Below are 4526 nucleotides of genomic sequence, written 5' to 3'. Positions count from 1 at the left end.
TTACGTGAAACTTGTTTATGGGGGCTGTTATTCGACATTTAAAGAGTGACTGAGTACTAGTGTGGGGGCAACGATTACATGGCCATCAATTTAAAACGATAGCGACCTAAAGCTCAAAATCAAACAGGCTGAATGTAACGTTTTCCGTATCTTTTGCTGTAACAGTCAGTGCGTTTTTAGCCGCCTGTGGCTTGAAAACTTCATTTTGCGCCACATCCCCCAACGCATGCCGCAAGGCCAAACGCCAACCTTTACCGCCATCATTCACACCACCCGTGGTCATGGCCGTCATACCAAACAACCACCAACGCTCTTCCGGACGCAAAGCCAACCAGTTACGCACAGCAATCGGAATATGGTCGAAATCCATGCCTTCAACAGCCCAGGCCAACACACACAGTTCCTTGCCCAGCAAACGATCCACCGGATTAACACCGACTTTCCAAACCGATGACTTTAACTGCCGTTCCTTAAGCTGCACATTAAAAGCACGCTGCACTTCGCTACGGATAGCCGTCCAGCGTGGACGTTCCAGCAACACGCGGTTTATTAGGCTTTGTGAATGGTCATGGCTTTGCAGGCCTAAATTCTCAACAATACTGACTGCACCGGTATTGTTACGGGGTATCTCCACACTAAAATGATGTGGATCGCTGGTAGCCGGTACACCAAAGCCCAAAGTCTGGTGAACAATCGTTTCTTTGGCGGCTGTTTTTTTACGTACAGTCATAGTCTAGGCTTCTTGGATAACATCGCCAGGCTTTAATTGTATACCACTGAGTTCAGCGAACTCCTTAACAGAATAGCCGTCACCAAACTGTATGCCACCCACTATATTGATGCTGATATTGGCCTGCTCGTCACCCAGTACTTTACGCAAGCTGTTAATAGTCTCTACTATCATTTGAGCCGTTACCTGCCGTTCCAGAAAGCGGATGGTCACTGTGGTTTCAGCCTCGCCGATTTGTATCGTCACACCTTTTAACACAGTGTTAGTGCAATCCTTAAAGCGGTTAAGCACTGCAAAAACTTTTTCCGTGCTATCCAGGTTAACACGTTTGCTTTCCTGCAGCCGTGCCGGTTTTCCATCGACAATCTGTATGCGCTTGTCGCTACTGGTCGGTATGCTGAATTCAGTGTTTTTAGTGGCTTCTGCGGCTTTGGCAAAAATCAGCAAACGGAAAGCTTCTTCGCCAATCTCGAAGGGTGCTTCGTAACGCGTTCCTTCTTTTGGGTTGCTGCCATTAAGACTATAGTAAATTTCTGCTGGTGGAACACAGGACAGTTCCACACGCCGTTTGTCGGCAACCACATGGACTTGATGGCGTATCGTCAAGTCAGCAACCCAACGCTTGGGCTCACCGATTTCATACTGGCCTTCGCTATCCACAGCCAAAAAATATAGGGTGGCATCGGTAGCCGTAAAATTATCCAGGTCATCAACAACAGGATCTGTCTTTGAAACTGTCGCCTTCTGCGAGTAATGGACGATAGGACTGCTGCCACAATTTCGGGGGGTTAGCGTCAAAATCGTTGCGCCGGTTTCTTTATTGCTGGTTTGCGGGGTAATATTGAGCGTGGTTTTTTCTTTGGCAAACGGGCCTTTCTCAATATAACCGTCTTCGCCCTGCCGCCAGCGGCCTTGTTTTAGGGCTTCGGTTTTCAGCATGTCCAACCCTGCACTTCCTGGCATCCACGGCCACTCCGGGTTGGTTTTGGCCCGCATCTGCACATCTTTCCAGGGCGTGCGGCGCTCACGTTCCGGCCAAAGATAGACTTCCGCCTGTGCCAGATAATTGTCAATGTCAGTTTTGACATCCAACGCCAGTTTGTAGTTGGCGCGTGGGCTGGCCAGTATTTCTTCAATCTGTTTTTCTGCCGATTGCTCGCCCGACCCTACTTTGAGATTGTTATCAATCGTCACCATGAGCAGCACATCGTCGCCGGTGATTTCATCCACGCCTGGAAAATACAAACGATTATAGGCGGAAGACAAGGCCTTCATAAAACGCTGCTCAGCATCTTGCAATCTATCGCGGGCCTCTTCGTACAGGGTATCGCCCTCTTTTAAATGTTTGACTATTTGCTCAATGGCATACAGTTCACGCAAGCGTTCTTCGACAACATCAGCAAAATGGCTATCCTGGCCTGACAACACCAGCACGTTATTCTTTTCTTGCTGGAACATGAAAAAATTATTGAGCTGCTGGGGTGGTAACTTGCCATCAGGACGTACCACTATCAGTACTCTGGTACCGGTCAAACGGATTTCATCCAGTAGCGGCAACACCTTGAGTTCCTGATAGGCCGCTTTGCTAACGGGTTGCAGTATCCCTGTCAGATGGTTAATCAGGGCCTGGTCGATTTTGGGTTGCGGTATATCGCGGGCATTGCGCTCAACCTTGCGTGATAGGTTTTCGGTGTCTTTGACAAAGTAACGTTGATCCTCCCGGTGTAAATACCAGGCGTTTTCCTTAAGTTTTTCTAATGCGATGACAAACTCATCCGGCTTGCGGTTGGGAGCGGCCAAAAATTCAATAATTTCACCCTCGCTCAAACCAATGCGGCCACCCACTGCCCTGGAAAGTGACGAGGCTAACAATAAGGTGCTGACCTGGGTTGCCGCATCACTGGAAAGCTGGTTATCGATGGCTTCTGCAACGGCACTGCCGCCATCGGAAATATCATGGCTCATGGCCGGCTGTAACGAGGGGGCAATACGGTTTATTTCATCTTTGACATCCATGTCACTGATATTAAGATGCTGGGAACCAATCAAAAATACATCGTCAGTTACCCTGTCATCGACACTTTTAAGCAAACGCGCCGCAAATTGCATTAAACCGCGTGTTTGTCGGAAGCCTTCGTTTTCTTTAAATAAAGCCACCAAATGTTTAAAAGCGGGATGAAACGGGTAAGTTTCACGTACTTGTTCAGCAATCTGCTCGATACTGGTCGCGGTAATATAACCGCCATCGGTTGCCGCTTTAATACGCTGGGCATATTCTTCGGCGACATCATTAATCACATTCTCATCAGGCAAGGTGAGTATCAACCGTTTTTTGAGGATTTCGTAAATTTCATTGCCCGCCAGTTGCACCGGCGTGATGGTTTTGGCTTGTCGGCGGGTTTCTTGCTGCAAATTGGCAATCGTTTCCGTCAAGGCTTTGGTTTGTGAGCTATAGCTACCCGATAAATTGGCAATGACGATACAGCAATTATCCAGTTCCAGCGCCGCGCTCAATAAGCAACCCAGCGAGTAGGTGACCATATTGGCCAACGTGCCCTGCCCCACCACTTGCGTAGTCGCATTATCAAGATACGGCGGCAACTCATCAAGCATGATCAAAGTCGGTTCATTGCCAATAATGGCTTTCCATTTATCCTGGTCAACACTTTTTGGGCCATTAATCCAGTGGGGCTTGATAGCCTCTTCCTGTCCCAATTGGCTGGCTATTTCACCCCAAATAAAGTTATCAGGGTTGTTGCGGCCATTGAACGCCGCAATTCTGGCTTTACCTATGTTAATCCGTCCTGCCAGATCAGGCGGTAGAATTTGCTGGCGCAGTTCAGGATGTCGTGCCAGCAATCCCAAAGCAATCATCATGTGGGTTTTACCGCCGCCCATGGCTTGTGTGAGCTCAAAAACCGCCTGGTCAGATTGCCCTGACAACCGTAACATGCCTTCACGGAATAACTGCTCCATGCCTTGCGTGACATAGTTCCTGGCAAAAAACTCCCGTCCGTCACCTGCATCTTTAATCAGGTCAGCCAGGTTTTCTATGGCCTGGCTCATCCGATAATCCCGAATAATCGGGTTAAAAACACAGGCCTGTTTTACGGTTTTGATCATGCTCCTTGTTCCTTGAATTTATGTTATTACCGATTATGTACAAAAAATTAAAGCAGATTTTTGAAATGCTTTGTAAGTAGCCAGAATTAATCTTGCTCCAAAAGAGGATTCTAGATTGCTGAGAATAACAATAGAATTGATCATTATTTTCCATAAGCTAACTTTAGCTTGTATGGAATGTGCTGAAAGCTTGTGGTTTAGAATTACGGACTTTTTGCCGTTTTTCTTTCAGTCGGCGGTTTTTAGTCTGCTGATAAACAATCCATCAGCTTTTAGCTGATGGTGGTTGAGGTTATCTTGAATTAATTTTTTTAATATCACCACTTTATTCACCGGCCTGTGTATTTTCAGATTTATTAATCGTACCCCCTGCCTTGACCCAGCCATCTACATCATCTTTTTTGAATTTCCAAAGACGACCCATACGATGGGCAGGCATACCATATTTATCAATCCATTTGTACACAGTGTCATTACTAACACCAAGATGGTCGGTTATCTCGTTTATCGATAACCAGCGATCTTCACTCTCGGCCATATTTCAAATTCCTCAACGGCAAGCGATCAAGAAAGCAGGAAAAACTTAATATAATTCCAAATTTATCTTAATTATACTCACATTGAGCGGCTACCCTCCCGTTAAATTTTGATTTAGACTTAAGTGCCGACTTGT

The 4526-nt window shown here is 46.7% G+C and carries 3 protein-coding genes; all 3 read right to left on the bottom strand.

The genetic code is table 11. From position 1 onward, the window contains the following. Window positions 1-106: 106 nt before the first annotated feature. On the bottom strand, window positions 107-730 hold the full coding sequence (locus CRENPOLYSF2_RS15595) for an anti-phage-associated DUF3780 domain-containing protein (RefSeq protein WP_087144875.1): 624 nt from the start codon (window positions 728-730) through the stop codon (window positions 107-109). A 3-nt stretch (window positions 731-733) separates the two neighbouring features. After that, window positions 734-3853, bottom strand: coding sequence for an anti-phage-associated DUF499 domain-containing protein (locus tag CRENPOLYSF2_RS15590; RefSeq protein ID WP_087144874.1), 3120 nt, complete (start codon window positions 3851-3853; stop codon window positions 734-736). 325 nt (window positions 3854-4178) lie between these two features. After that, window positions 4179-4391, bottom strand: a complete 213-nt coding sequence (locus CRENPOLYSF2_RS15585; RefSeq protein WP_087144873.1) for a helix-turn-helix domain-containing protein — start codon at window positions 4389-4391, stop codon at window positions 4179-4181. Window positions 4392-4526 lie beyond the last annotated feature (135 nt).

It is taken from the genome of Crenothrix polyspora (assembly GCF_900163755.1).
Taxonomy (GTDB): domain Bacteria; phylum Pseudomonadota; class Gammaproteobacteria; order Methylococcales; family Methylomonadaceae; genus Crenothrix; species Crenothrix polyspora.
This window is presented reverse-complemented; position numbering and strand designations above follow the sequence as displayed.